Annotated in this window: 31 protein-coding genes; 26 read left to right on the top strand and 5 right to left on the bottom strand. The window is 66.1% G+C overall.

All coding sequences use genetic code 11. The features are described from left to right. Together C666_RS08665 and C666_RS20925 are read right to left on the bottom strand one after the other, a co-directional pair. The coding region (locus tag C666_RS08665; protein WP_004336991.1) for an Rne/Rng family ribonuclease at nucleotides 1-2,190 on the bottom strand (2,190 nt) is incomplete at its 3' end. A 67-nt stretch (nucleotides 2,191-2,257) separates the two neighbouring features. Then, a complete protein-coding gene (locus tag C666_RS20925) occupies nucleotides 2,258-2,686 on the bottom strand; it encodes a hypothetical protein (protein WP_245603883.1) in 429 nt (142 codons plus the stop codon). Between C666_RS20925 and C666_RS08660 the strand changes: the two genes are divergently transcribed. Together C666_RS08660 and C666_RS08655 are read left to right on the top strand one after the other, a co-directional pair. Next, nucleotides 2,648-3,607, top strand: coding sequence for an RluA family pseudouridine synthase (locus tag C666_RS08660; protein WP_028791969.1), 960 nt, complete (start codon nucleotides 2,648-2,650; stop codon nucleotides 3,605-3,607). The two genes, C666_RS20925 and C666_RS08660, sit on opposite strands and share 39 nt — an antisense overlap. After that, the gene (locus C666_RS08655; RefSeq protein ID WP_004336989.1) at nucleotides 3,600-4,256 is read left to right on the top strand and encodes an HAD-IIIA family hydrolase; all 657 of its coding nucleotides are present in this window, start codon (nucleotides 3,600-3,602) and stop codon (nucleotides 4,254-4,256) included. Before C666_RS08660 ends, C666_RS08655 begins: the two co-directional genes overlap by 8 nt. Before the next feature lie 10 nt (nucleotides 4,257-4,266). Here the strand turns inward: C666_RS08655 and C666_RS08650 are convergent, their stop codons facing one another. Both C666_RS08650 and C666_RS08645 read right to left on the bottom strand, forming a co-directional pair. Beyond that, on the bottom strand, nucleotides 4,267-5,010 hold the full coding sequence (locus C666_RS08650) for an SAM-dependent methyltransferase (protein WP_004336988.1): 744 nt from the start codon (nucleotides 5,008-5,010) through the stop codon (nucleotides 4,267-4,269). Then, entirely contained in the window at nucleotides 5,007-5,582 is a 576-nt protein-coding gene (locus tag C666_RS08645) for a Maf family protein (protein ID WP_004336987.1), read from the bottom strand. The genes C666_RS08650 and C666_RS08645 overlap by 4 nt, the downstream gene beginning before the upstream one ends. 136 nt (nucleotides 5,583-5,718) lie before the next feature. Between C666_RS08645 and C666_RS08640 the strand changes: the two genes are divergently transcribed. The 9 genes from C666_RS08640 (at nucleotide 5,719) to C666_RS08600 (ending at nucleotide 12,463) form a co-directional block, all read left to right on the top strand. Then, nucleotides 5,719-6,264: a YceD family protein gene (locus C666_RS08640; protein ID WP_004336986.1), complete on the top strand. Its 546-nt coding sequence runs from the start codon at nucleotides 5,719-5,721 to the stop codon at nucleotides 6,262-6,264. Between the two features lie 30 nt (nucleotides 6,265-6,294). Then, the gene (rpmF, locus tag C666_RS08635) at nucleotides 6,295-6,474 is read left to right on the top strand and encodes a 50S ribosomal protein L32 (RefSeq protein ID WP_004336985.1); all 180 of its coding nucleotides are present in this window, start codon (nucleotides 6,295-6,297) and stop codon (nucleotides 6,472-6,474) included. Between the two features lie 102 nt (nucleotides 6,475-6,576). Continuing rightward, on the top strand, nucleotides 6,577-7,593 hold the full coding sequence (plsX, locus tag C666_RS08630; RefSeq protein WP_004336983.1) for a phosphate acyltransferase PlsX: 1,017 nt from the start codon (nucleotides 6,577-6,579) through the stop codon (nucleotides 7,591-7,593). After that, on the top strand, nucleotides 7,590-8,555 hold the full coding sequence (locus C666_RS08625) for a beta-ketoacyl-ACP synthase III (RefSeq protein WP_004336981.1): 966 nt from the start codon (nucleotides 7,590-7,592) through the stop codon (nucleotides 8,553-8,555). Before plsX ends, C666_RS08625 begins: the two co-directional genes overlap by 4 nt. Nucleotides 8,556-8,591: 36 nt before the next feature. Continuing rightward, nucleotides 8,592-9,521: an ACP S-malonyltransferase gene (gene fabD, locus C666_RS08620; protein WP_004336980.1), complete on the top strand. Its 930-nt coding sequence runs from the start codon at nucleotides 8,592-8,594 to the stop codon at nucleotides 9,519-9,521. Nucleotides 9,522-9,523: 2 nt separating this feature from the next. Then, nucleotides 9,524-10,273 (top strand): 3-oxoacyl-ACP reductase FabG, encoded by a 750-nt coding sequence (fabG, locus tag C666_RS08615; RefSeq protein WP_004336979.1) that lies wholly within the window; start codon nucleotides 9,524-9,526, stop codon nucleotides 10,271-10,273. Nucleotides 10,274-10,363: 90 nt separating this feature from the next. Further along, nucleotides 10,364-10,603, top strand: a complete 240-nt coding sequence (gene acpP / locus C666_RS08610) for an acyl carrier protein (RefSeq protein ID WP_002930040.1) — start codon at nucleotides 10,364-10,366, stop codon at nucleotides 10,601-10,603. Nucleotides 10,604-10,695: 92 nt separating this feature from the next. Then, nucleotides 10,696-11,931 (top strand): beta-ketoacyl-ACP synthase II, encoded by a 1,236-nt coding sequence (gene fabF, locus C666_RS08605; RefSeq protein WP_004336978.1) that lies wholly within the window; start codon nucleotides 10,696-10,698, stop codon nucleotides 11,929-11,931. A 40-nt stretch (nucleotides 11,932-11,971) separates the two neighbouring features. Further along, nucleotides 11,972-12,463, top strand: coding sequence for a protein YgfX (locus C666_RS08600; RefSeq protein WP_028791968.1), 492 nt, complete (start codon nucleotides 11,972-11,974; stop codon nucleotides 12,461-12,463). Here C666_RS08600 and nadB read toward each other — a convergent pair whose 3' ends face one another. Then, the gene (nadB, locus tag C666_RS08595; RefSeq protein ID WP_004336976.1) at nucleotides 12,464-14,056 is read right to left on the bottom strand and encodes an L-aspartate oxidase; all 1,593 of its coding nucleotides are present in this window, start codon (nucleotides 14,054-14,056) and stop codon (nucleotides 12,464-12,466) included. Nucleotides 14,057-14,282: 226 nt separating this feature from the next. Here nadB and rpoE point away from each other — a divergent pair, with 226 nt between their 5' ends. The 15 genes from rpoE (at nucleotide 14,283) to acpS (ending at nucleotide 25,834) form a co-directional block, all read left to right on the top strand. After that, nucleotides 14,283-14,882 carry an RNA polymerase sigma factor RpoE gene (rpoE, locus tag C666_RS08590; protein ID WP_004336975.1) on the top strand — a complete coding sequence of 200 codons (600 nt, stop codon included), beginning with the start codon at nucleotides 14,283-14,285 and terminating at the stop codon, nucleotides 14,880-14,882. Nucleotides 14,883-14,890: 8 nt separating this feature from the next. Next, nucleotides 14,891-15,460, top strand: coding sequence for a sigma-E factor negative regulatory protein (locus tag C666_RS08585; RefSeq protein WP_004336973.1), 570 nt, complete (start codon nucleotides 14,891-14,893; stop codon nucleotides 15,458-15,460). Continuing rightward, the gene (locus C666_RS08580; protein WP_028791967.1) at nucleotides 15,457-16,425 is read left to right on the top strand and encodes a MucB/RseB C-terminal domain-containing protein; all 969 of its coding nucleotides are present in this window, start codon (nucleotides 15,457-15,459) and stop codon (nucleotides 16,423-16,425) included. Before C666_RS08585 ends, C666_RS08580 begins: the two co-directional genes overlap by 4 nt. After that, a complete protein-coding gene (locus C666_RS08575) occupies nucleotides 16,422-16,898 on the top strand; it encodes a SoxR reducing system RseC family protein (RefSeq protein WP_004336969.1) in 477 nt (158 codons plus the stop codon). Before C666_RS08580 ends, C666_RS08575 begins: the two co-directional genes overlap by 4 nt. Continuing rightward, nucleotides 16,895-18,316: a Do family serine endopeptidase gene (locus tag C666_RS08570; protein ID WP_004336967.1), complete on the top strand. Its 1,422-nt coding sequence runs from the start codon at nucleotides 16,895-16,897 to the stop codon at nucleotides 18,314-18,316. The genes C666_RS08575 and C666_RS08570 overlap by 4 nt, the downstream gene beginning before the upstream one ends. Before the next feature lie 2 nt (nucleotides 18,317-18,318). Continuing rightward, complete coding sequence (locus tag C666_RS08565) at nucleotides 18,319-18,570, top strand: glutaredoxin family protein (RefSeq protein WP_004336965.1); 252 nt, start codon at nucleotides 18,319-18,321, stop codon at nucleotides 18,568-18,570. A 30-nt stretch (nucleotides 18,571-18,600) separates the two neighbouring features. Next, nucleotides 18,601-19,008, top strand: coding sequence for a hypothetical protein (locus tag C666_RS20415; protein ID WP_154666123.1), 408 nt, complete (start codon nucleotides 18,601-18,603; stop codon nucleotides 19,006-19,008). A 306-nt stretch (nucleotides 19,009-19,314) separates the two neighbouring features. Beyond that, on the top strand, nucleotides 19,315-21,114 hold the full coding sequence (gene lepA / locus C666_RS08560; RefSeq protein ID WP_004336964.1) for a translation elongation factor 4: 1,800 nt from the start codon (nucleotides 19,315-19,317) through the stop codon (nucleotides 21,112-21,114). Nucleotides 21,115-21,124: 10 nt separating this feature from the next. Next, nucleotides 21,125-21,913: a signal peptidase I gene (gene lepB, locus C666_RS08555; RefSeq protein WP_004336963.1), complete on the top strand. Its 789-nt coding sequence runs from the start codon at nucleotides 21,125-21,127 to the stop codon at nucleotides 21,911-21,913. 15 nt (nucleotides 21,914-21,928) lie between these two features. Then, entirely contained in the window at nucleotides 21,929-22,291 is a 363-nt protein-coding gene (locus tag C666_RS08550; RefSeq protein ID WP_004336962.1) for a DUF4845 domain-containing protein, read from the top strand. Nucleotides 22,292-22,295: 4 nt separating this feature from the next. Next, entirely contained in the window at nucleotides 22,296-22,967 is a 672-nt protein-coding gene (gene rnc / locus C666_RS08545) for a ribonuclease III (RefSeq protein WP_004336961.1), read from the top strand. Continuing rightward, nucleotides 22,964-23,893, top strand: a complete 930-nt coding sequence (era, locus tag C666_RS08540; RefSeq protein WP_004336960.1) for a GTPase Era — start codon at nucleotides 22,964-22,966, stop codon at nucleotides 23,891-23,893. The genes rnc and era overlap by 4 nt, the downstream gene beginning before the upstream one ends. Continuing rightward, nucleotides 23,890-24,672 (top strand): DNA repair protein RecO, encoded by a 783-nt coding sequence (recO, locus tag C666_RS08535; protein ID WP_004336959.1) that lies wholly within the window; start codon nucleotides 23,890-23,892, stop codon nucleotides 24,670-24,672. The genes era and recO overlap by 4 nt, the downstream gene beginning before the upstream one ends. Beyond that, nucleotides 24,672-25,424, top strand: a complete 753-nt coding sequence (locus C666_RS08530) for a pyridoxine 5'-phosphate synthase (protein ID WP_004336958.1) — start codon at nucleotides 24,672-24,674, stop codon at nucleotides 25,422-25,424. The genes recO and C666_RS08530 overlap by 1 nt, the downstream gene beginning before the upstream one ends. A 14-nt stretch (nucleotides 25,425-25,438) precedes the next feature. Beyond that, entirely contained in the window at nucleotides 25,439-25,834 is a 396-nt protein-coding gene (gene acpS, locus C666_RS08525) for a holo-ACP synthase (RefSeq protein ID WP_004336956.1), read from the top strand. Nucleotides 25,835-25,847 lie beyond the last annotated feature (13 nt).

The raw sequence follows: 25,847 nt of genomic DNA, 5'->3' as shown, positions 1-25,847 counted from the left end.
CGAGCGGCGGCCGCGGCCGCGGCCGCGGCGGCGGCGCTTCTCGCCCGAGGCGCCGTCTTCTCCGCTTACGCCATCGCTTGCCACGGTTTCGGCAAGGCTGGCGGCCGGGTCCGCAACCAGGGCGCTGGCGGCGGCGGCCTTCAGCAGTTCGTCCGCGGCTTCGGCCGGCACGGCCTCGGCGGTGCGTTGTTCGGTGCCACGCTCGCCACGGCTGCGGCCACGGCCGCGTCCTTCGCCGCGCTCGGTGCGTTCGGCACGCTCGGCCTTCTCGGCGCGCTGCGGCTTATCGCCGCCCTCGGCGCGTTCCTGGCGCTCGCCGCGTGTTCCGCGGCCTGCCGGTGCTTCGCCGTCGCGCTCGCCACGGCGGCCACGATTGCCGCTGCTGCGGCGGCCGTCGCCACTGCGTTCGCTACGGGCGCGGCCTTCGCGCTTCGGCGCGGCTTCGGCCACGGGCTCGGGGTTGGACGCCGGTTGCGGCTGGCCGCCGGTGAACCAGCCCATGATGCGGGCCAGCAGTCCCTTCGGCGCCGGCGCTGCGGCGGTGCTCGCGGCCGGCTGTGCTGCGGCGGCGACCGGCGCGGGCTGGGCCGGTGCGATGCTCTTGACGGCGGCTTCCTGGCGCGGCGGGCGTTCGCCGGCCTTGCTCGGCAGGCGCTCCACTTCCTCGGCCGGTTTCTGCACCATCTGGTAGCTCGCCAGCGCGATGTCCTCGGCGTTGAGCTGGTCGTGGCGCAGGCGGATGATTTCGTGCGCGGGCGTTTCCAGGTGGCGGTTGGGGACGATGATGAGCTGTACCTTGTGGCGCAGCTCGATGCGGGCGATGTCGACACGCTTCTCGTTGAGCAGGAAGGTCGCGACATCGACCGGCACCTGCAGGTGCACCGCGCCGGTGTTCTCCTTCATCGCTTCTTCTTCGAGGATGCGGACGATGTGCAGCGCCGACGATTCGGTGCTGCGGATGTGGCCGGTGCCGTTGCAGCGCGGGCAGGTGATGTAGCTGGTCTCGGCCAGGGCGGGGCGCAGGCGCTGGCGTGACAGTTCGAGCAGGCCGAAGCGGCTGATCTTGCCGGTCTGCACGCGGGCGCGGTCGTGGCGCAGCGCGTCGCGCAGGCGGTTCTCGACCTCGCGCTGGTTCTTTGCCGACTCCATGTCGATGAAGTCGATGACGATCAGGCCGCCGAGGTCGCGCAGGCGCAGCTGGCGGGCGATTTCGTCGGCCGCTTCGCAATTGGTGCGGAAGGCGGTTTCCTCGATGTCGGAGCCCTTGGTGGCGCGCCCTGAGTTGACGTCGATCGATACCAGCGCCTCGGTATGGTCGATGACCACGGCGCCGCCCGAGGGCAGGCCGACCTGGCGCGAGTAGGCGGATTCGATCTGGTGTTCGATCTGGAAGCGCGAGAACAGCGGCACGTCGTCGCTGTAGCGCTTCACGCGGGCGACGTTGCCGGGCATGACGTGGGCCATGAACTGGCGCGCCTGCTCGTAGACGTCGTCGGTGTCGATCAGGATCTCGCCGATGTCGGGCTGGAAGTAGTCGCGGATCGCGCGGATGACCAGGCTGCCTTCCTGGTAGATCAGGAAGGCGCCGGTCTGGCCTTCGGCCGCGCCTTCGATCGCGCGCCACAGCTGCATCAGGTAGTTCAGGTCCCACTCGAGCTCTTCGGCGCTGCGGCCGATGGCGGCGGTGCGGGCGATCAGGCTCATGCCCTGGACCACGTCGAGCTGATCCATGATTTCGCGCAGTTCGGCGCGCTCGTCACCCTCGACGCGGCGCGAGACGCCGCCGCCGCGCGGGTTGTTCGGCATCAGCACCAAATAGCGGCCGGCCAGCGAGATGTAGGTGGTGAGGGCCGCGCCCTTGTTGCCGCGCTCGTCCTTCTCGACCTGGACGATGAGCTCCTGGCCTTCTTTCAGGGCTTCCTTGATGGAAGCCTTGCCGGCGTCTACGCCGGGCTGGAAGTAGGAGCGGGAGATTTCCTTGAATGGCAGAAAGCCATGGCGCTCGGCGCCATAGTCGACGAAAGCCGCTTCGAGGCTGGGCTCGATGCGGGTGATGACCGCCTTGTAGATGTTGCTCTTGCGTTCTTCCTTGGCGGCCGATTCGATATCGAGGTCGATCAGTTTCTGACCATCCACGATTGCGACGCGTAGTTCTTCGGCCTGCGTCGCATTGAAAAGCATGCGCTTCATTTGGATCGTTCTCCCGCGTCAGAAGCACGGGCAGGACGAGCGGCGCGCACCATCGCGCTTTCCGGGTTCAGGAGCGATTGGGTTGGGCTTCTGTTTGCATCCGGTGGGTTTGTCGGGCTGTGATGGGTCGGCTGGTCGATATTCTCTTGTTCCCGCCAGCGAGCCGGGTAGGGCCGCCGGGCCGGAACATTTGATCCTGCAAGTGCGAGTAACGCGTCAAAATCCAACCCTGGGGCTGGATGGGTGTATCGAAGTTGGCGATTGCGTTACCATCGATGCCCTTTTCGGCATTGGATGGCACGCAGCGGTGACGCCGGGAGCGCTCTTCAGGGCTCATCGCCAGCAGTTTGCCGCCGTCTTTCGGCTTCGGCGTCTGATGCATCGTTTCAACGCGCAAAGCCTCGACTTGATGCACTTGGCTGGCAGCGACCGGGTCGACCGCCCGAAAGTATATTTCATGACGACTATCGAAGGCAAAAGCATTGCGGTAAGGCATGAGCGCATCGACGAGGCTTCTGCCGGGCAGCGCATCGACAACTACCTGCTGCGCATCGCCAAGGGCGTGCCCAAGAGCCACGTCTACCGCATCCTGCGCAGCGGTGAGGTGCGCGTGAATGGCGGCCGGGTGCAGCAGACCTACCGCCTGGCGGAAGGCGACGAGGTGCGCATTCCGCCGATCCGGGTGGCCGAGCCCACCCGCACGGCGCCCGCGCCGGCCGGCAAGCCCTTGCCCGTGGTGTATGAGGACGATGCGCTGATCGTCATCGACAAGCCGGCGGGCAAGGCCGTGCACGGTGGCAGCGGCGTGAGCTATGGCGTCATCGAGCAGTTGCGGGCGCAGCGTCCGGAGGTGCGCATGCTCGAGCTGGCGCACCGGCTCGACCGCGAGACCTCCGGCCTGCTGATCGTGGCGAAGAAGCGTTCTGCGCTGACCGCGCTGCACGACATGATGCGCGAGGGCCGCGTCGAGAAGCGCTATCTGACGCTGGTGCCGGGACGCTGGAACAATCCGCTGCAGCATGTGAAGGTGCCGCTGCACAAGTACCTGACCGCCGAGGGCGAGCGCCGCGTGCGCGTCAGCGAAGAAGGCAAGCCGTCACACAGCATCGTGCGGCTGGTGAGGCGCTGGCGCGACTACAGCTTCCTGGAGGTGGAGCTCAAGACCGGGCGCACGCACCAGATCCGCGTCCATCTGACGCATCTCGGCTTCCCCTTGTGCGGCGACGACAAGTATGGCGATTTCGCGCTCAACAAGCGGCTGGAAGGCGAGGGACTGAAGCGCATGTTCCTGCATGCGGCCCGGCTCGGCTTCGAGCATCCGCTGACCGGCCAGGCGATGTCCTTCGAGGCTCCGCTGCCGGCCGAACTGCAATCCTTCATCGACGCCCTGGGCGCCGCGGAGAAGGCCCATGGCTGAAGGTTTCGATCTGATCGTTTTCGATTGGGATGGCACGCTGCTCGATTCGGCCGCGGCCATCGTCCATGCTATCCAGGCTTCGTGCCGCGACCTCGATCTGCCCGCGCCCAGCGACGAGCGGGCACGCTACGTGATCGGGCTGGGGCTGGGCGAGGCCTTGCGCCATGCCGTGCCGGAACTGCGGGAATCCGATTACCCGCGCCTGATCGAGCGCTATCGGCATCATTTTCTCGCGCGGGATCATGAACTGCGCTTGTTCGAGGGCGTGCCGCAATTGATCGCCGAACTGGCGGGCCGCGGCCGGATGCTGGGCGTGGCCACCGGCAAGAGCCGCGTCGGGCTCGACCGGGCGCTGGCGCATACCGGGCTGGGCATGCATTTTCTGGCGACGCGCTGCGCGGACGAGTGTTTTTCGAAGCCGCATCCGGCGATGCTGGAGCAACTGATGGACGAGCTTGGCGCGGACCCCGCGCGCACGCTGATGGTGGGCGACACCACCCACGACCTGCAGATGGCGAGGAACGCGGGTGTGGCCGGGCTCGGGGTGGGCTTCGGCGCACACCCGGCGGCGGCGCTGGAGGCCGAGCGTCCGCTGGCTTGCGTCCATACGCCGCGCGACATGGCACGCTGGTTGCTGGAACGCGCCTGAGCGTCCGCCCTCAGCCGAGCAGCAGGAACAGGCAGGGGCGCTTGGCGAGCGCCGGGCGCTGGGTTTGCTTCCACTCGCGCAGGTGGCGCGTCAGGATTGATTCGCTGGCGGTATTGAGTTCGCAGGCGATACAGAGGCGCGTTTCCGGTTTCAGCGTCTTGAGCAGCGCGTCGAACATGCGTTCGTTGCGGTACGGGGTTTCGATGAAGATCTGTGTGCGGCCGAGCTTGCGCGATTCATCTTCCAGCGCGCGCAGCGCCTTGTCGCGCTCGATTTCGTTGACCGGCAGGTAGCCGTGGAAGGCGAAGCTCTGGCCATTCAGCCCCGAGCCCATCAGGCCGAGCAGAATGGATGACGGGCCGACCAGCGGTACGACGCGGATGCCCCGGGCATGGGCGCGCGCCACCAGGCGTGCGCCTGGGTCGGCGACGGCGGGGCAGCCGGCGTCCGACATCAGCCCGACGTCCCGGCCTTCCAGGGCGGGGGCGAGCAGGGCGTCGAAGGCCGCGTCGTGCGCCTTGGCGGCGTCGGCCGGCAGTTCGCGGATGTCGGTGTCGCGCAGCGGGTGGGGATAGTCCAGCTGCTTCAGGTGCGCGCGTGCGGCGCGCGCGCTTTCGACGACGAAGTGGTTCAGGCCGGCGGCGACCGCCTGCGCCTGGGCGGGCAGGAAGCCGGGCCAGGGCGTGTCGCCGAGGGCGACGGGGACGAGGAAGAGCGTGCCGTGCCCTTCGGTTGCGTGTCGGCCGGCGGTCATGGCAGGGCGAGGCCTTCGGCGCGCAGCATGCGTGACAGCGCGATCAGCGGCAGGCCGATCAGGGCTGTGGGATCGTCGCCGGACAGCGCTTCGAGCAGCGAGATGCCCAGCCCTTCGGACTTGGCGCTGCCTGCGCAGTCCAGGGGGCGCTCCTTGGCGACGTAGCGGCGGATTTCGTCGTCGGCAAGCGTCCGGAAACGCACTCGGGTCGGGATGCCTTCGACCTGCAGGTGGCCGGTTCGGGTGTTGAGCAGCGCGAGCGCAGTGTGGAACACCACGGCCTGGCCGCTCATTTGCTGCAACTGGGCGATTGCGCGGGCTTCGCTACCCGGCTTGCCGAACACCTGGCTGCCGATGTGTGCGACCTGGTCGCTGCCGATGATCAGCGCGTCCGGCCATGCGTTTGCCACGGCGCGCGCCTTTTCGGCGGCGAGGCGTTCCGCGGTGGCGTCGGGGGCTTCGCCCGGGAGGGGCGTCTCGTCGGTGTGCGGGCGGGCGGTTTCGAACGGGATCGACAGGCGTTCGAGCAGCGTCCGCCGATAGGCGGAGGTGGAGGCGAGGATGAGCTTCATTGCGCGGATGGGCGGATGAGAGGCCGCGTCGGGGCGACGGGGCGGAGCGGTTGCGGCAAGGCCGACGTTCGGGCAGGCCTTCCGATGCATGACGGCTTTGACACAAAGCCAGAAAAAATAATATCATGCGCCTCTTATGTCGCAACAAAGCGCGTCGCTCGGCAAGATTGCCGACCCCTTCCGTTTCGCCAGCGAGGCTCGGACCCTGTCAGGCGAGGCCGAAGTGGCGGAATTTCCGCGTCTGGTCGATTTGCTGGCCGACAAGGAGGGCAAGGTGAGCTGGCGCGTCGAAGGCTCGCTCGCCGAGGTGGGGGCTGCAGAAGGCGGGGCTGCCTGTCGTTCGGAACCCCGGCTCAGGCTGACGCTCGGCGGCAGCCTGAATCTGCGTTGCCAGCGCTGTCTGGGTGGTTTCGATTGGCCGCTGGCGGTCGAGACGACGCTGCAGCCGGTGCGTGCCGGGCAGCCCATCCCGGACGAGGAACTCGAAGACGACGAGGTCGATGCGATCGAGGTCGATGAAGCGCTCGATGTGCTGGCCCTGGTCGAGGACGAAATCCTGCTGGCCTTGCCGATTGCGCCGAGACACGAACAATGTGAGACGCCCCGAAGTGTAAACGGGGCGAATGAAGAATCGCCTTTCGCTGCGCTTGCGTCGCTGCGAGGCAGTCATCGCGCAGACTAGGCGCATTAATTCGTATCAGGAGTATTTTCAATGGCCGTCCAACAGAACAAGAAGTCCCCCTCGAAGCGTGGCATGCATCGCGCGCACGATTTCCTGACCGCTCCGGCGCTCGCCGTCGAGCCGACCACCGGTGAAGTCCATCTGCGCCACCACGTGAGCCCGAGCGGCGTTTACCGCGGCAAGAAGGTCATGAAGGCCAAGGGCGAGTAATCCCGCTTCTCGAACGCGAAGGCGGCGCACGGCGCTCTGCGCCTGCGCCGCTTTTTTTCCGCGTATCTTTCCCATTTTTCGTCTGAATCACGCGAGATGCCGATGGGTGTCACCATTGCGATCGACTGCATGGGTGGCGATCACGGCCCGGCCGTGACCGTGCCCGCTGCGCTGTCCTTTCTGCGTAGCCATCCCGATGCAAACGTAATCCTGGTCGGCCGGGAAGAGGCGGTCCGGCCTCTGCTCGGGACGGCTCAATCCGAATTCGGCCCCCGTCTGAAGCTGCGCCCGGCTTCGGAAGTCGTCACCATGGACGACCCGCCCGCCATTGCCATGCGCAACAAGAAGGATTCTTCGATGCGCGTCGTGATGGACCTCGTCAAGGCCGGCGAGGCGAGCGCGGCCGTGTCCGCCGGCAATACCGGCGCGCTGATGGCCATCTCGCGCTTCGTGCTGAAGACGCTGCCCGGCATCGACCGTCCGGCGATCGCTACCGTGCTGCCGTCCATGAGGGGGCACACCTACGTGCTCGATCTCGGCGCCAACGTCGACTGTTCGGCCGAGCACCTGCTGCAGTTCGGCGTCATGGGCTCTTCGCTGGTGGCGGCCATCGAGCACAAGGAGCGCCCGAGCGTCGGACTGCTCAACATCGGTGAAGAAGCCATCAAGGGCAATGACGTGGTCAAGGAGGCGGCCGAGCTGCTGCGCGCCAGCGGGCTCAACTTCTATGGCAACGTCGAGGGCGACGACATCTACGAAGGCACGGTGGACGTGGTGGTCTGTGACGGCTTCGTCGGCAACGTCGCGCTCAAGACTTCGGAAGGGCTGGCGCAGATGCTGGGCGCCATGCTCAAGCAGGAGTTCAGCCGCTCGCTGCTGACCAAGCTGATGGCTGCCGTGGCCCTGCCTGTGCTCAAGCGCTTCAAGCAACGGGTCGATCATCGCCTCTACAATGGGGCGCCCCTGCTGGGGCTGCGTGGGGTGGTGCTCAAGAGTCACGGCTCTGCCGACGTGCTTGCCTTCGGCAATGCGCTTTCGCGCGCGGCCGATGCGGCGTCGAACCGGCTCATCGAGCGCATTTCCGAACGGATGGCGAGCATGAACGAGGTGAAGGCATGATCTATGCAAGGATCACGGGGACGGGGAGCTGCCTGCCTGGCAGTCCGGTGAGCAATGACGACCTGGTCGCGCGCGGCATCGATACCTCGGACGAGTGGATCGTCAGCCGTTCCGGCATTCGCAGCCGCCATCTGGCCGCGGCGGACGTCGGCGCCAGCGACCTGGCCCTGGTCGCGGCGGAGCGGGCGATCGAGGCGGCGGGATGCGAAGCCGGCGATATCGACCTGATCATCGTCGCCACGTCGACGCCCGACTACATCTTCCCGAGTACGGCCACGCTGGTGCAGGCTAGGCTCGGCATCCGTAATGGCGGGCCGGCGTTCGACGTGCAGGCCGTATGCTGCGGTTTCGTGTATGCGCTGTCGATCGCGGAGAAGTTCATCTGCTCCGGCAATCACAAGCGCGCGCTGGTGATCGGCGCCGAGGTGTTCTCGCGCATCCTCGATTGGTCCGACCGCGCGACTTGCGTGCTGTTCGGCGACGGCGCCGGCGCCGTGGTGCTCGAAGCCTCGGCGCAGCCGGGCATCCGCGCTTCGGCGCTGCATGCCGACGGCAGCCATCATCCGATCCTGTGCGTGCCCGGCGGCGTCGCAGCCGGCCAGGTCATCGGCGACCCCTTCCTGCGCATGGACGGGCAGGCGGTGTTCAAGTTCGCGGTCAAGGTGCTGGGCGAGGTCGCCCATGAGGTGCTCGATCTGGCGGGTGCAAGCGCGGACAGCGTCGATTGGCTGATTCCGCACCAGGCCAACATCCGCATCATCCAGGCCACGGCGAAGCGGCTGGGCCTGCCGATGGACAGGGTCATCACCACGCTCGACCACCACGGCAACACCTCTGCGGCCTCGATCCCGCTGGCGCTGGATGAGGCCGTGCGCAGCGGCAAGCTCCGCTCGGGCCAGCGCATCGTTATCGAAGGCGTCGGCGGCGGCTTCACCTGGGGCGCAGCCCTGATCGATTTCTGATTCCTCACCTTCATTTCTGACAACCGGAGAGCAGGCATGGCATTTGCGCTGGTTTTTCCCGGGCAGGGTTCGCAGTCGGTCGGCATGATGGCCGCCTATGGCGAATCTGCGGTGATTCGTGAAACCTTCGCCGAAGCGTCCGATGCGCTGGGCGAGGATCTATGGGCCATGGTGTGCGACGGCCCGGCTGAGCGCCTGGCGCTGACGGTCAATACCCAGCCGCTGATGCTGACGGCGGGCGTGGCGGCGTACCGTGCCTGGCTGGCTGCGGGCGGTCCGAAGCCCGCGCTGGTGGCCGGCCACAGCCTCGGCGAGTATTCCGCGCTGGTCGCCGCGGGCGCGCTGGCCTTCGGGGATGCCGTGCCGCTGGTGCGTTTTCGCGCCCAGGCCATGCAGGAGGCGGTTCCCGCCGGAGAAGGCGCGATGGCCGCGGTGATGGGCCTGGAGGCCGACGCTGTGCGCGAAGCGTGTGCCGAGGCAGCGCAGGGGCAGGTGGTCGAGGCTGCCAACCTGAACGCACCGGGGCAGATCGTCATTGCCGGCGCCAAGGCCGCTGTCGAGCGCGCCGGCGAGATCGCCAAGGCCAAAGGTGCCAAGCGCGCCGTGCTGCTGCCGGTTTCCGCGCCTTTCCACTGCGCGCTGATGCGTCCGGCCGCCGAGCGCCTGGCCGAGCGCCTGGCCGGAGTGAGCATCACCAGACCGGGTATCGACGTCATCAACAATGTCGATGCCGAGGTCTACGATGATCCCGAGAAGATTCGCGATGCGCTGATACGCCAGGCCTACTCGCCCGTGCGCTGGATCGAGCTGGTGCAGGCGATGGCGGGGCGGGGCATGAGCCATGTCATCGAATGCGGGCCCGGCAAAGTGCTGGCCGGCATGACCAGGCGCATTGCCAAGGAAGTGGAAGGCGGTTCGGCGCACGATGCGGCGAGCCTCGAACAGTCGATTGCGGCGGTGAGGTGAACATGAGTTTTTCGCTTGAAGGACAGCTTGCGCTGGTGACCGGCGCGTCGCGCGGCATCGGCCGCGCCGTGGCGCTGGAACTGGGGCGCCTCGGCGCCACGGTGATCGGCACGGCGACTTCCGAGTCCGGCGCAGCCGACATCCAGAAGGCGCTGGACGGGGCGGGCTGCAAGGGCGTGGGCATGGCGCTCGACGTTACCGATGCGGCGTCCTGTGAGGCACTGGTCGGTGACATCGAAAAGCGCTTCGGCGCGATCGCCATCCTGGTGAACAATGCGGGCATCACCCGTGACAACCTGGCGATGCGGATGAAGGACGACGAGTGGGATACGGTGCTCGATACCAATCTGCGCGCGGTCTTCCGCATGAGCAAGCTGGTCATGCGCGGCATGATGAAGGCGCGCGCGGGCCGGATCATCAACATCACCTCGGTGGTGGCGAGTGCCGGCAATCCCGGCCAGGCCAACTATGCGGCAGCCAAGGCCGGGGTGGCCGGCATGGCGCGCGCGCTTGCGCGCGAGCTTGGCAGCCGCAACATCACGGTCAATTGCGTGGCGCCCGGCTTTATCGATACCGACATGACGCGCGCCCTGCCTGAGGCCGCGCGCGACGCCTTGTTGGGCAACATCGCACTGGGCCGCCTGGGCCGTCCGGAGGAAATTGCCGGCGCCGTGGCCTTCCTTGCTTCGCCTGCTGCTGCATACGTGACCGGGACCACCCTGCACGTGAATGGCGGCATGTACATGTCCTGATCGGTGGTCAGGATAGCGGTTCAGCCCGGTTTTGGTAGAATACGCCGGCTTTTTCAATACACCCGTTACCCTCAGGGAAGGAGTTAGTTCATGGAGAACATCGAACAGCGCGTCAAGAAGATCGTCGCTGAGCAACTTGGCGTGAACGAATCGGAGATCAAGACCGAATCTTCGTTCGTCGATGATCTTGGCGCGGATTCGCTGGACACCGTGGAGCTGGTCATGGCGCTCGAGGAAGAGTTCGAGTGCGAGATCCCGGACGAAGAGGCCGAGAAGATCACCACCGTCCAGCAGGCGATTGACTACGTCAACGCCCACCTCAAGAAGTAATTCGCTTCTCTTGAGTGCATGCGGTCCGGATGCCGCTGTCGCGGTGTCCGGCTGCGCTTATTTTCATCTCATTGATTTCAACGGAGTTGCCCGTGTCGCGTCGTAGAGTCGTCGTCACCGGTCTGGGTGTGATTTCGCCGGTCGGCAATACTGTTCCCGAGGCCTGGGAAAACCTGCTTGCCGGCAAGAGCGGCATCGGACCGATCACCCGTTTCGACGCGAGTGCATTCTCGGCCCGGATCGCCGGCGAAGTGAAGAACTTCGACGTCACCGAATACCTGTCCGCCAAGGATGCGCGCCGCATGGACGTGTTCATCCATTACGGCATGGCGGCAGGTATCCAGGCCATTCGTGACTCCGGTATCGAGGTCAATGAGACCAACGCCGATCGTATCGGCGTGAATATCGGTTCCGGCATCGGCGGCTTGCCGATGATCGAGGAAACCCACGACGACTATCTTGGCGGCGGTCCGCGCAAGATTTCGCCGTTCTTCATTCCCGGCACCATCATCAACATGATTTCGGGCAACCTGTCGATCATGTACGGCCTGAAGGGGCCGAACCTGGCCGTGGTCACCGCCTGCACGACCGGGCTTCATGCGATCGGCATGAGTGCGCGCATGATCGAATACGGTGACGCGGACGTCATGGTATGCGGCGGCGCCGAGTCTACGGTGACCCACCTTGCGATCGGCGGTTTTGCGTCGGCCAAGGCGCTGTCGACCCGCAATGACGATCCGGCGACGGCCAGCCGTCCCTGGGACAACGGCCGCGATGGCTTCGTGCTGGGCGAAGGCGCCGGTGTGATGGTGATCGAGGAGTACGAGCACGCGGTACGTCGTGGCGCCCGAATCTATGCCGAGCTGGCCGGTTTCGGAATGAGCGGCGACGCCTACCACATGACTGCGCCGGATACGGACGGCCCGCGCCGCAGCATGCTCAATGCCATGAAGAACGCCGGCGTGAGTTCCGACCAGGTTCATTACCTGAATGCGCACGGTACTTCGACCCCGCTTGGCGACAAGAACGAAACCGAGGCGATCAAACTCGCATTCGGCGCCGAAGCCGCAAAGAAGCTGGTCGTCAACTCTACCAAGTCGATGACCGGCCACTTGCTGGGGGGCGCCGGTGGGCTGGAGTCGGTGTTTACCGTGCTTGCAGTACACAACCAGATTTCTCCGCCGACGATCAACATCTTCGAGCAGGATCCGGAGTGCGATCTCGACTACTGCGCCAACGTCGCCCGCCCGATGAAGATCGATGTCGCGCTGAAGAACAACTTCGGCTTTGGCGGTACCAACGGCACGCTGGTGTTCCGCAAGATCTGAGGTAAGGGCCGCATGGTGAGGTCATGCCACGGGTGAAGCCATTCACTTTCCGCTGACGATCCCGCTGTGGCCTTCCAGGGTCGTGATGGCGTCAATCTCCGCTGTGCATGCCGCGGCGGGATTGGCGCTTTTTCATGTTCCCAGTCTGTCCGTGCTGCAGCCTGCTCCGTTGCGCACGCTGGGGCTTCTGCTCTGGATCGCGCTGCTGGGCTCGCTGCTGCATGCGCTCCGGCGGGAGCGCGCCAAGCGGGGCCTTGCACTCGTCCTGCACGGTGACGGCGGCCTGGGCCTGGGTTGCGGCAATGAGAGCCGTGGCGGCTGGGCCGGCGACTATTGGCTGGGGGCAGGTGCAGTCGATTTCGGCTGGGCGGTGTGGCTGCCGCTGCTCGGCCCGGCGGCGGAGGGCGAACGGGCTTCAAGGCGGCCGCGGCGCCGATTGATGCTGCTGCGGGCGAACATGGCGGCCGCGCATTGGCGGCCGCTGCGGATATGGCTGCGGCACAAGGCCGCTTCCCCGCCCGGCAGCGCCTGATCAGCTCTTGGGTTTGCGTGGCGGACGCAGGATCGTTTCGCGCGCGCGCGGCAGCAGTTCGGGATAGTCCCGCGAATGATGCAGGCCACGGCTTTCCTTGCGCTTGAGCGCGCAGGAGACGATCAGGTCGGCGGTGACCACCAGGTTTCGCAGCTCGATGAGGTCGTTGGTGACGCGGAAATTCGAATAGAACTCGTGGATTTCGCGCGCAAGCAGGCGGATGCGGTGCTGTGCTCGCTTCAGGCGTTTGGTGGTGCGCACGATGCCGACATAATCCCACATGGCGCGGCGCAATTCCGCCCAGTTGTGTGAGATCACGACTTCCTCGTCAGCGTCGGTGACGCGGCTTTCGTCCCAGGCGGGCAGGACGGGGGCCGGCCGCTTCGGCTTGGCCAGGATGTCCTGTGCGGCAGCCTCGCCGTAGACCAGGCATTCGAGCAGCGAGTTGCTCGCGAGGCGGTTGGCGCCGTGCAGGCCGGTATAGGCCGACTCGCCCACCGAATACAGGCCAGGGACGTCGGTGCGTGCCGCGAGATCGGTGACGATGCCGCCGCAGGAGTAGTGCGCCGCGGGCACGACCGGAATGGGTTCACGCGTGATGTCGATGCCCAGCTCAAGGCAGCGTGCGTAGATGTTGGGGAAGTGCGAGCGCAGCCACTCGGCCGGCTTGTGGCTGATGTCCAGGTAGACGCAGTCGAGGCCGCGCTTCTTCATCTCGAAGTCGATGGCACGGGCGACGATGTCCCGGGGGGCGAGTTCTTCGCGCGGATCGTGCTCGGGCATGAAGCGCGTGCCATCGGGCAGTTTCAGCAGACCGCCCTCGCCCCGCACCGCCTCGGAAATGAGGAAGGACTTCGCTTGCGGATGATAGAGGCAGGTCGGGTGGAACTGGATGAATTCCATGTTCGCCACCCGGCAGCCGGCCCGCCACGCCATGGCTACACCGTCGCCGGTGGCAACGTCGGGGTTGGTCGTGAACAGATAGACCTTGCCCGTGCCGCCGGTCGCCAGCACGGTGTTGCGCGCGGCGAAGGTCACCACCTTGCCGGCCTCGATGTCGAGCACATAGGCGCCGAGGCAGCCTTCGTCCGGCTGGCCGACCTTGTCGCCAAGGACGAGGTCCACCGCGATATGGTGTTCGAAGATGTCGATGTTCGGGTGGGCGCGCACCTGTGCGGACAGCGTCGACTGTACCGCGGCGCCGGTTGCGTCGGCGGCATGGATGATGCGGCGGTGCGAGTGGCCGCCCTCGCGGGTGAGGTGGTAGCCCAGTTGGGAATCGGCTTCACGGGTGAAGGGCACGCCGCGGCCGATCAGCCATTCGATGGCGCGCTTGCCGTTCTCGACGACGAAGCGCGTCGCCTCCGGGTCGCACAGGCCCGCGCCGGCGGTGAAGGTGTCCTGGACGTGGGCCTCGATGCTGTCTGCGGTATCGAGCACCGCGGCGATGCCGCCCTGCGCCCAGTTGCTTGCGCTGTCGGACAGTTCGCGCTTGGTTACGAGGGCGACACGCAGGCTGTCGGCGAGCCTGAGTGCCATGGACTGGCCAGCCGCACCGCTGCCAAGAATGAGTACGTCGTACTGTTTCAGCAAGATGACGCTCGGGCTCGTTGGAAAGATTAAAAATATAGCATGCGGGGCCCCGCCTACGGCAGCCCGAGGGGTCGGCGCGGCGATCGGAGGATGCCCTTTCCGGCGTATGAACTAATCCGGGGGGGCTGTGTCTGTCCCTGTGTCTTCGATCTTTGGTGAGAGCTGGGGTGCTCGCTTATAATCCGGCTGCTTTGTCATTCGAATATCCGGAAAGAACGAACACTCCATGACCGATCGTGAAATCGATCAGCAGCTCGTCGAGCGCGTGCAGCGCGGCGACAAGCAGGCTTTCGGCTTGCTGGTATCGAAATACCAGCGCAAGCTCCATCGCCTGCTGTCCAGACTGATCCGCGATCCAGCCGAAGTCGAAGATGTGGCGCAGGAAACCTTCATCAAGGCTTACCGTGCGCTGGGTTCGTTCCGCGGAGACAGTGCCTTCTATACGTGGTTGTACCGCATCGGTATCAATACCGCGAAGAACTGGCTGGTTTCGCAGGGACGCAGGGCACCGACTTCGACGAGTTTCGACTCGGAAGAGGCGGAGACCTTTGAAGACGGCGATCAACTGCGCGACATCAACACGCCCGAGCGGCTGCTGATGACGCGCCAGATTGGCGAGACCGTCGAGGAGGCGATGGCAGCTCTACCCGAGGAGCTGAGGACAGCCATCATGTTGCGCGAGCTCGAGGGCCTCAGTTACGAGGAGATCGCCAACATCATGGAATGTCCGATCGGTACGGTGCGCTCGCGGATATTCCGTGCGCGCGAAGCGATTGCAGAACGTCTGCGGCCGTTGCTCGACACGGCCCCGGACAAACGTTGGTAGGTGTAGGCATGAAGGACAAACTGTCGGCCCTGATCGATGGAGATCTCGACCAGAACGCGATACGCCCGGTTTTCGACGGGCTGCGACGTGACGCATCGCTCAGGAAGGATTGGGATGCGTATTGCTTGATCGGCGATGTCATCCGCGGAGAGCGTGCCGGGTCGGCGGATTTCGTCGCCCGGGTCATGGCAGGCCTCGATGAGGAGCCCATCGTGTTCGCGCCGGCCGTGTCCGCGGCGGCTTCCGCGCGGCGCAGCGTCTTGCGGACATTGATGCCGATCGCCGCATCGGTGATGGGCGTGGCGGCGGTGGGGCTCGTCGCGGCGACGCTCTATTCGCAGGAGGCGCCCACGCCTGCGACCCTGGCTGTGCAGCGTATCGCCGCGCAGCCGGTCGTCGCCAGCGCACCGGCGTCCGGCGTGCTTGCCCGGGTCCAGGGCGGAGGGGGGCAGAATGTGGCGGACGACCCCTTGCGCGAGTATGTCTTTGCCCACCAGGGCGTCAGCGGCGGGCCGATGCCGGCCGCGGTGCAGTATGTGCGGACGGTTTCCGCGTCGTCCGAGGGGCCGGGTCGATGAGGCGGCTGGCCGCCGTTTTCGGCGTTTGTGCCGCCTTGCTTCACGGGTCAGCAGTCGCCGAGGCGCCTGGCGATCCCTTGTCCTGGATGGGGCGCATCGCATCGGCCGGACAACGGCTCAACTATGTCGGCACCTTCATGTACCAGTCCGGCACCCATGTCGAGACATCGCGCATTGCGCATCGGGTCGATGCCGGCGTGGAGTACGAGCGCCTGGAAGCGCTGGACGGCAGCCCGCGCGAGGTGATCCGAAAGGGAACGGAAATCCGTTGCGTGCTGCCGGATCAAAAGCTCGTCATCATCGATGAAGCCGCGGGCCGGCGAGCCTTCCCGGCCCGGCTCCCGGTTTCGCCCGTCGGTCTCGCCGAAAGCTATCGCATCCGCAAGGGCGACGTCGTGCGGGTGGCCGGCATGGAGGCCCAGGCGCTCGTCCTCGAGCCGCGGGACGATCTGCGCTATGGGCACACGCTGTGGGCCGAGATCCAGTCGGGCCTGCTGCTCAAAGCGCGTACCGTCAATGAAACAGGGCAGCTCATCGAGCAGTTCGCCTTCAGCGATGTGCGCATCGGCGGCGAGGTGGGGGACGAATTGCTTGCCCCGCGCTTCCAGGACGTCGATGGCTGGCGCCTCGTGAATGCCCGTGGCAGTGACCTGGCAAGGGCAGACAGCGGCTGGGCCGTCGGCGAGGACGTTCCCGGATATGCGCTGACATCCGTGATGCGCAGGCCGCTCGGTCCCGAGCGCGGCCAGGCGGTGCATATGGTGTTCAGCGATGGCCTGGCCTCTGTGTCGGTGTTCATCGAACCGATTGCCGACGGCGCCTCGATCGGCCTCGGCCCGCTCGCCAGCGGCGCCATCAATATCTACAAGCGCTCGCTCGATGGCCATCTGATCACCGTGCTCGGCGAGGTGCCCGAACGCGCGGTCAAGCGCATCGGTGATGCCATCCGCCCTGCGGTGCAATGATGCAGGCTTGGGGGCAGGTCCTGCAGATCGAAGCGGGGCGTGTCTGGCTGCGTGTATCCGATACCGGGGGAGGCTGCGGGCGCTGCGATGAACCAGGCGGATGCCGCTCGGTGCAGATTACGCAGGCCTTCGGCTTACCGAAGAGCGAGTTCGCCTTGCCCACCCGGCTCGAGCTGAAAGCGGGAGACAGGGTCGTCATCAGCACGCCTGACGGTGCCCCGCTCAAGGCGGCCATGGCCAGCTACGGTCTTGGGGCTGTCCTGCTCGTCGCCGGCGCGGCGTGCGGCGGCATCGCGGCGGCAAACGATCTTGGCGTGGCGGCCGGTGGCGCCGCCGGCCTGCTCCTGGCATTCGCGCTCAATCGCCTGCTGGCGCGCAGCCGCGGCTGGCGCGCACAGTTGCACATGGAACTTGCCCCCCAGGAACTTGCATCCCAGGCCGCCTGCCTGCGGCCGCTTCAGGAATCCCGATGAGTTTCCTCTCCCTTCGCCATGCTTTCCTGTTCGCAGCGTCCCTGCTGCTGACGCCGGCTTCGCCTGCGGCGAGCCTGCCTGATTTCACCGCCCTGGTCGAAAAACAGGGCGCCGCGGTCGTCAACATCAGCGCCATCCAGACGCGCGGCGAAAAGACGCAGCTGCCCGTGCCGTTTTCCGGTATCGACGAGTCGGACCCGATGTTCGACTTCTTCCGCAAGTTCATCCCCCGGCGGCACGAGTTCCCGGGCGCGGACCCCGACAACCAGTCGCTGGGCTCGGGTTTTATCATCGGCGGCGACGGCTATATCCTGACCAATGCCCATGTCGTGGAAGAGGCCGAGGAGATTCTCGTCCGCCTTGCCGACAAGCGCGAATACATGGCCAAGGTGATTGGTGCCGACGTGCGCAGCGATGTGGCCTTGATCAAGATTGAGGCAGACGGCTTGCCGCGCGTTGTGCTCGGCGATCCGGCGCGCCTGAAGGTGGGCGAATGGGTGGTGGCGATCGGCTCGCCGTTCGGTTTCGACCAGTCGGTGACGGCGGGCATCGTCAGCGCGAAGGGCCGTTCGCTGCCCGATGAGAACTTCGTGCCCTTCATCCAGACCGACGTCGCGATCAACCCGGGGAATTCCGGCGGACCGCTGTTCAACCTCAGGGGAGAGGTCGTCGGCATCAATTCGCAGATCTACAGCCGCACCGGCGGCTTCATGGGACTGTCGTTCGCGATTCCGATCGATGTCGTCATGGACGTGCAGCACCAGCTCCGCACCAAGGGGCGCGTGCAGCGGGGCCGTATCGGGGTTGCGATCCAGGAGGTGACGCGCGATCTGGCCGACGGCTTCGGCCTGCCGCGCGCCGCGGGCGCGCTCGTCAGTTCGGTGGAACCTGAAGGGCCGGCGGCAAGGGCCGGCCTGCAGCAAGGCGACGTGATCGTGCGCTTCGCGGGCAAGGGCGTGGATGCTTCCAGCGACCTGCCGCGCATCGTGGCCGCCGTCCAGCCGGGCACGGATGCCGAGGTGGATGTGTACCGGGACGGCAAGCCGGTGGCGTTCAAGGTGAACGTCGGCGAGTGGCAAGACCCGAAGGAAGCGCCGGTGGCCGGCGCCGCGCCGCGTGGCCTGTCCGCTCCCAACAAGCTCGGGCTCGTGCTGTCGGCGCCGACTCCGGCCCAGCGGCGCGAGCGCGGCATCGAAGGCGGGCTCATCGTCGATCGCGCGCAAGGTGCGGCTGCGCGGGCCGAGATCCAGCAGGGCGATGTGGTGCTCGCCGTCGTGCTGGAGGGCAGGCAGATCAAGCTCGCGTCGGTCGCCGAATTCAACCGCCTCGTGGGCGGCGTCGAGGTGGGGCAGAAGGTGACGCTGCTGGTTCAGCGTGGCGACACGAGCTCTTACGTCAGCCTGCGCGCCGGAAAATGAGCATGCCTGACGGGCGCCGCACATTCACCGTCCTCAGCCGCGAATGGTGCCACCTGTGCCACGACCTCGTCGCCGCGCTCGAACCGATCGCGCAAGAGTACGGCTGGGCGATCGACGTCGTCGATGTCGACCAGCACCCCGAACTGGAGGCGCGTTGGGACGAACTGGTGCCGGTCGTGCTGGCGGGAGAAACGGAGCTTTGCCATTACCATCTGGACGAGGCGGCGGTGCGTGCCCATTGCAGCGGCGGATGACGGTATTGATAGCTGTTCTTTTTTGAAGGATTGTCAGCAGTACCTCAGATTCCCGCTTCTGTCTCGCTGCTCGTCGCCTTCGAAGAGCACTACGACGGCATCATCACCTGCCTGCGCAGGCAACTGGAATGGCGCGATGTCTGCGTCCCGCCATCGCGACCGAAATCGGCGTCACCCGCAGCGCCGCGCAGGCGCAGGCCGTGCGTCCTGCCCCGTCAGTCTGCACCGCAGGTGTTGGACAAGGGGCTCAACGCGCTCGCTCTGCAATTGGGCACCCGCATCGTGTTCTCTACCGAACTTACCGAAACCAGGCGTTCTGCCGGCGTCAGCGGCACCCCGGACGTGGTGCGGGCCCTTGATCAACTGTTGGCTGCTGGTGCCGAACGCAACCTGCCAGCCTCACTGAAGTACTGCTTCCGAAGAGACATCTTCCCTTGAACCGGCCCCGCTCGTTCAGGGGGCCGCCAATGACACATTCCAGAGATTGACCAGGCGCACGCCGGTGGCCACGCCCGGGGGGTGCAGGGGCAAAGCTCTTCGCTGCCGGGTTCGAGCCTGCGGCGCCAGATTCCAGCGTCGTGCCGATTCCAAGCGCTCCCTCCAGCGGATGTAGAGGCGGCCGGGCCGGCCAGGGCAGCATGGGCAGCGGTTTTCCGCTAGAATCCGGCGCTCAGCCCGTGTCCGGTCAGCTTCCGGTTTTCCAGTTCAACAGGGTGCCGCAAGGCGCCCTTTCTGTTGGCATCCATGCAGCGCGCTATTCGAAATTTCTCCATCATCGCTCACATCGACCACGGTAAATCGACCCTGGCCGATCGACTCATCCATTTCTGCGGCGGCCTTTCCGACCGCGAGATGGAGGCTCAGGTACTCGACTCGATGGACATCGAGCGCGAGCGCGGCATCACCATCAAGGCGCAGACGGCCGCGCTGAGCTACAAGGCGAAGGATGGGCAGGTCTACAACCTGAATCTGATCGACACCCCGGGGCACGTCGACTTTTCCTACGAGGTCAGCCGTTCGCTGTCCGCCTGCGAAGGTGCGCTGCTGGTGGTCGATGCGTCGCAGGGCGTCGAGGCGCAGACCGTGGCGAACTGCTATACTGCGCTCGACCTCGACGTCGAGGTGGTGCCGGTGCTGAACAAGATCGACCTACCGGCCGCGGACCCCGACAATGCGCGCGGCGAGATCGAGGATGTCATCGGTGTCGATGCGTCCGAGGCCATCCTGTGTTCGGCCAAGACCGGCCTGGGCGTGCAGGACGTGCTCGAGGCCATCGTCGCGCGCGTGCCGCAGCCCACGGGCGACGCTGCCGGGCCGCTGAAGGCGCTGATCATCGATTCCTGGTTCGACAACTACGTCGGCGTGGTGATGCTGGTGCGGGTGGTCGATGGCGTACTCAAGCCCAAGGACCGCATCCTCCTGATGTCGACCGGCGCGCAGTATCCGTGCGACCAGGTCGGCGTGTTCACCCCGCGTTCGGTTGCGCGCGAGCAGCTTTGTGCGGGCGAGGTGGGCTTCATCATCGCCGGCATCAAGGAGCTGGAGGCCGCCAAGGTGGGCGACACGGTGACGCTGGCGAGCCGTCCGGCCGCCGAGCCACTGCCCGGTTTCAAGGAAATCAAGCCGCAGGTGTTCGCCGGTCTGTATCCGGTCGAATCGTCCGAATACGACCAGTTGCGCGATTCGCTCGAAAAACTGCGCCTCAACGATGCATCGCTGCAATTCGAGCCGGAAGTCTCGCAGGCGCTGGGCTTCGGCTTTCGCTGCGGCTTCCTCGGCCTGCTGCACATGGACATCGTGCAGGAGCGGCTGGAGCGCGAGTTCGACATGGACCTCATCACTACCGCGCCGACGGTGGTGTACGAGGTGGTGCTGAACGATGGCACGGTGATCCATGTGGAGAACCCCGCCAAGCTGCCTGATGTGGGCAAGTACCAGGACATCCGCGAGCCCATCATCACCGCGACCATCTTTCTGCCGCAGGACTACGTCGGCCCGGTGATCACGCTGTGCAACCAGAAGCGCGGCGCCCAGATCGACATGCGCTACCACGGCCGCCAGGTGCAGTTGATCTACGAACTGCCGATGAACGAGGTCGTGATGGACTTCTTCGACAAACTCAAGTCGGTGTCGCGCGGCTATGCCTCGCTCGACTACGATTTCAAGGAGTACCGCTCGGCCGACCTGGTCAAGCTCGACCTGATGGTGGGCGGCGAAAAGGTCGATGCCCTGTCGGTCATCGTGCACCGCGCCAGCGCGCAGTATCGCGGCCGCGAACTGGCGGCCAAGTTGCGTGGCCTGATCCCGCGCCAGATGTTCGACGTGCCGGTGCAGGCGGCGATCGGCTCGCACATCATCGCCCGCGAGACGATCAAGGCGCTGCGCAAGAACGTGCTCGCCAAGTGCTACGGCGGCGACATCACGCGCAAGAAGAAACTGCTCGAAAAACAGAAGGAAGGCAAGAAACGCATGAAGCAGGTCGGCAACGTCGAGATTCCCCAGGAAGCCTTCCTGGCGGTGCTGCGCACCGACGAAGGCAAGTGACGGACAGCATATGAACTTTGCCCTCATCCTTTTCCTGCTGCTCGTCGCCAGCGGCGTCCTGTGGTTCTTCGACCGTTTCCATGCCCGCAAGCGGCGCGCAGCCAACGCGCCGGCGCCGTGGTGGGTCGAGTACGGCGCAAGCTTCTTCCCGGTGATCCTGGTCGTGTTCGGCCTGCGTTCCTTCATCGTCGAACCGTTCAAGATCCCGTCCGGCTCGATGATCCCGACCCTGCTGGTGGGCGATTTCATCCTCGTTAACAAATGGACCTACGGCATCCGCCTGCCGGTGATCAACAAGAAGATCATCGACGTCAATCTGCCGCAGCGCGGCGACGTGATGGTGTTCCGCTATCCGGCCGATCCCTCGCTGGACTACATCAAGCGTGTCGTCGGTCTGCCGGGCGACCGCGTCGAGTATCTCAACAAGCGGCTGACCATCAACGGCGAGGCCGTGGCCATCGCCGAGGCGGGCAGCTACCTGCATCCGGACCGGCTGTACTACTCGCCGCAATTCTCCGAGAAGCTGGGTGCGGCCGAGCATTCCGTGCTGATCGAACGCGATGCGCCGGCCTTCGTGCCGCAGGTGATGAACTTCCCGCAGCGCGAGAACTGCACCTACACCAGCAGCGGCGTCGCGTGCACCGTGCCGCCGGGCCACTACTTCGTGCTGGGCGACAATCGCGACGCGAGCGCCGACAGTCGCGTGTGGGGCTTCGTGCCGGAGGAGAACATCGTCGGCAAGGCCTTCTTCATCTGGTTCAACTTCAATGACATGAAGCGCATCGGCGGCTTTCACTAGGAGTTGGGGGAAATCATGGGCTTCAGGCATCAACGTGGCGTAAGCCTTGTCGGCGTGCTGCTGATCGGGGCCATTGGCGTGTGCGTGCTGCTGATGGCCTTCCGCTCCGTGCCCGCCGTCACCGAGTACATGGCGATCCAGCGCACCGTCGGCGTCCTTGCCGCCGAAGGCGACAATGGCGCGAGCGTGGCCGAACTGCGGCAGGGCTTCGGCCGCCGCAGCGAGGTCGACGACATTTCCTCCGTGACCGCCGCGGATCTCGAGATCACCAAGGAAGGCAACCAGACCGTCGTAGAGGTCCATTACGAGCGTGTGGTGCCCATGGTGGCCAATGTGAGCCTGCTGATCGATTTCCACGCCAGCAGCAAGGCGCGTTGACGGTATGGCACTGGAAGCCTTGCAGGGCAGGCTGGGATACCGTTTTGCCGACACCGGGCTATTGGTCGAGGCGCTGACGCATCGTAGCTTTGGCCAGCCCAACAACGAACGCTTCGAGTTCCTCGGCGACAGCATCCTCAACTGCGTGATGTCGATGGCGCTTTTTGCGCGCTTCGGCCAGTTGCGCGAGGGCGAACTGTCGCGGGTGCGCGCCTCGCTGGTGCGGCAGGACGCCCTGTATCGCATCGCGCGCGATCTCGATCTCGGCGAGGCCCTGCGCCTGGGTGAGGGCGAACTGAAGTCCGGCGGCGCGGGCCGCCCCTCCATCCTTGCCGATGCGCTCGAAGCCGTGTTCGCCGCGGTGTTCCTGGATGCGGGCTTCGATGCCGCCAGATCGGTGATCGACCGCCTGTACGCGCCGCTGCTGGCCGAGATCGACCCGCGGCGGCCGAGCAAGGACCCCAAGACGGCCTTGCAGGAATGGCTGCAGGCGCGCAAGGTTGCGCTGCCGACCTACTCGATGGTGCAGGCGTTGGGCGAGGCGCATGCGCAGGAGTTCGAGGTGGCGTGCGAAGTGCCGAAGTTCGGCATTCGTACTCTTGGGCGCGGTCCCAGCCGCCGTGTGGCGGAACAGCAGTCGGCCGAGCTCGCATTGGCGGCCTTGAGGACGAAATGAACGAACAGCACCCGGACAACCCGGCCCTTGGACAAGCGGCAGAGGGCGCTTTCCGCGCCGGCTTCGTCGCCATCGTCGGCCGCCCCAACGTCGGCAAGTCGACCCTGCTCAACCGCCTGATCGGGCAGAAGATCAGCATCGTCTCCAGCAAGGCGCAGACCACGCGCCATCGCGTCACCGGCATCCTCACCGAAGCGGGCGCCCAGTTCGTGTTCGTCGATACGCCGGGTTTCCAGACGCATCACCGCAACGCGCTCAACCGTTCGATGAACCGTACCGTGTCGCAGGTGCTGGCCGACGTCGATCTGGTGTTCTTCGTCATCGAGGCGGGCCGCTTCACCGACGACGACCGCAAGGTGCTGTCGGTGATTCCCGAGTCGTCCAGTGTCATCCTGGTCATCAACAAGGTCGACCAGCTCAAGGACAAGACGCGTCTGCTGCCCTTCATCGACCAGGTGCGCCAGGCGCGCGATTTCACCGAAATCGTGCCGTTGTCGGCTGAAAAGGGCCGCCACGTCGACGAACTCGTCAAGGCCGCCACGCCGCTGCTGCCGTTGGGCACGCCGCTGTACGAGGAAGACGAGGTCACCGACCGCAGCGAACGCTTCCTCGCTTCCGAGTTCCTGCGCGAAAAGCTGTTCCGCCTGCTCGGTGACGAACTTCCCTACGGCATCGCCGTCGAGATCGAGAAGTTCGAGGTCGAGGGCAACCTGCGCCGCATCCATGCCGCGGTGATCGTCGACAAGCCGGGCCACAAGTCGATGGTGATCGGCCGTGGCGGAGAAAAGCTCAAGCGCATCTCGTCCGAGGCCCGCGTCGAGCTCGAAAAACTGTTCGACGGCAAGGTCTTCCTCGAAGTCTGGGTCAAGGTCAAGAGCGGCTGGGCCGACGACGAGCGCGCGCTGAAGAGCCTCGGCTACGAGTGAGCCGCGCGCCGAAACAACGTGTCGAGCAGCAGCCCGCCTGGGTGCTGCATACCTATCCCTGGCGCGAGACCAGCCTGATCGTCGAAGTCTTTTCGCGCGACCATGGCCGCGTCGCGCTCGTCGCCAAGGGCGCGCGGCGGCCGTACTCGCAATTGCGCGGCGTGCTGATGGCCTTCCAGCCGCTGGCCATGGATTGGTCGGGCGGCGGCGAGGTCAAGACCCTGGTGCGGGCCGAATGGCAGGGCGGGCAGCCCTTGCTGACCGGGCGTGCGCTGATCTGCGGCTACTACCTCAACGAACTGCTGGTGCGCCTGACCGCGCGCGAGGACGCCCATCCACGGCTGTTCGCGGCCTATGCCGACGCCACCCGCGCGCTTGGCCGCGGCGAACCGGAATCGCCGATCCTGCGCCGCTTCGAACTCGCGCTGCTGCAGGATCTCGGCTATGAAGCCGGCCTGGCACACGAGGCCGACAGCGGCGACGCGGTACGGCCGGAGGCGCGCTACCTTTATATAATCGAACGCGGCCCGGTGCGGCTGGAGGCCCTGGAAGAGGAACACCGCGCAGGCGAGGACGCCGGAATGCCGGCTGGCAGGGCCGACCTTGGCGACCAGCCGGTGCTGGCGGGGCAGACACTGCTCGACATGGCGGCCGATGATTTTTCGCGCGCGGAGACGCTGGCCCAGTCCAAGCTGCTGCTGCGCATGTTGATCAACCACACCCTGGGCGGCCAGCCGCTGCAATCGCGCCGGGTGCTGAAGGAACTGCAGGAGCTCTGATGATCGAACTCGGCGTCAACATCGACCACGTCGCCACGCTGCGCCAGGCGCGCCGCACCTGGGAGCCGGACCCGGTGTGGGCCGCGGTGGAAGCTCATCTCGGCGGCGCGGACGGCATCACCATCCACCTGCGCGAAGACCGCCGCCACATCAACGACGACGACGTGCGCAGGCTGCGTGAGCTGACCCAGGTCAAGCTCAACCTCGAGATGGCGGCGACCGACGAAATGGTCGTCATTGCCTGCCGCACCCGGCCCGAGATGGCGATGCTGGTGCCTGAGGGGCGCCACGAGATCACCACCGAAGGCGGGCTGGACATCGTCGCGCAGGAGGCGCGCCTGACGGACGCCGTTGCCCGCCTGGCCGAGGCCGGCATCGTCACCAGCGTGTTCATCGACGCCGAAACCGAGCAAATCGAAGCCGCCGCGCGCATCGGCGCGCGTGTATGCGAGATCCACTCCGGCCCCTATGCCCATGCCTTCCATGCCGCGGGCCGCGACGCCGAGGCCCCGGCGGTGCTGACCGAGCTCGCCAAGGTTCGCGATGCCGGCGAGGCCGTGCGCCGGCTGGGCATGCGCTTCAATGCCGGCCATGCGCTCAACTACTACAACGTCGGTCCGATCGCCCGCCTGCACGGCATCCGCGAACTGCACATCGGCCACGCCATCGTCAGCCGCGCGGTCTTCGTCGGCCTGCGGCAGGCCGTGGCCGAAATGAAGCGGCTGATGCGTGAAGCGGCACAGGCGGCCTGAGCGGGCAGGGCGGCGTGATCCACGGCATCGGCACCGACATCGTGCGCATACAGCGTGTCAGCGAAGCGCTGGCGCGCCATGGCGAGCGCTTCGCCTTGCGCGTCCTCGCCGCCTCCGAAATCGACGCCTGGCGCGCTCATCGCGATCCGGCACGCTTTCTCGCCAAGCGCTTCGCCGCCAAGGAAGCCTTCGGCAAGGCGCTCGGCACCGGCGTCGCCGTGCCCGCCACGCTGCACGCGGTCGCCGTCGCGCACGACACGCTCGGCAAGCCCGGCTATCGCTACGACGAGCGGCTGGCGGCCCATATGCGCGACAGCGGATTGCGGGCGCACCTGAGCATCAGCGACGAGGCCGACACCGTCGTCGCCTTCGCGCTGATCGAGCGCACGGCCGATGTGCGCCCCGGCTGACATGAGGTTCTCC

Origin of the sequence: Thauera linaloolentis 47Lol = DSM 12138, assembly GCF_000310205.1 — a bacterium.
Taxonomy (GTDB): Bacteria; Pseudomonadota; Gammaproteobacteria; order Burkholderiales; family Rhodocyclaceae; genus Thauera; species Thauera linaloolentis.
Note: the sequence above shows the minus strand (reverse complement) of the source record. Positions and strands in the feature narration are given on the sequence as shown.